The organism is Neisseria sp. P0021.S007 (assembly GCF_051956855.1).
In genome coordinates, this window is sequence record NZ_JBQCXA010001538.1 from 1 (window position 1) to 465 (window position 465).

At 56.6% G+C, this 465-nt stretch carries 1 protein-coding gene; it reads right to left on the bottom strand.

What is annotated here, in order from left to right:
• The coding region (locus ACTHUR_RS20140) for a glycine--tRNA ligase subunit beta (RefSeq protein ID WP_440400564.1) at nt 1–465 on the bottom strand (465 nt) is incomplete at both ends.

A 465-nucleotide genomic window follows, 5' to 3' on the forward strand; every position in this document is an offset into this window, starting at 1 on the left:
GTTCAAGGCCGTCTGAATCGCGGCTTTGCGCTCGGCAAACGAAGCGACGACTTTGCCTTGCTCACGCATTTGTGCAGCGTAGCTGTCGGCGTTTTCAATGGTGATTTCGCCGCTGGAAAGGAAGCGGTGTCCCAAGGTTTGATTGCCGCTTTGCAGGCCCAAGACGCTGACGTTCACAATGTCGTCGCCATGCAGCACAATCAGCCCGTGAACGGGGCGCACAAAGGTAAACGTGCTGCTGCCCCAACGCATCACTTTCGGAATCGGCAGTTTCTTAACGGCTTGATTGATAATGTCTTCCAAAAGTTCGCCCAGCGGTTTGCCGGTTTGGACATATTCGTAGGCGTACACATCCTGCTTGCCGTCGTGGACGATGGTCAAGTCTTCGATTTTCGCCCCCGCACCGCGCGCGAAGCCTTCCAAAGCCTTGGTCGGCGCGCCGTCTTTCATGGCATTCGCCACGGC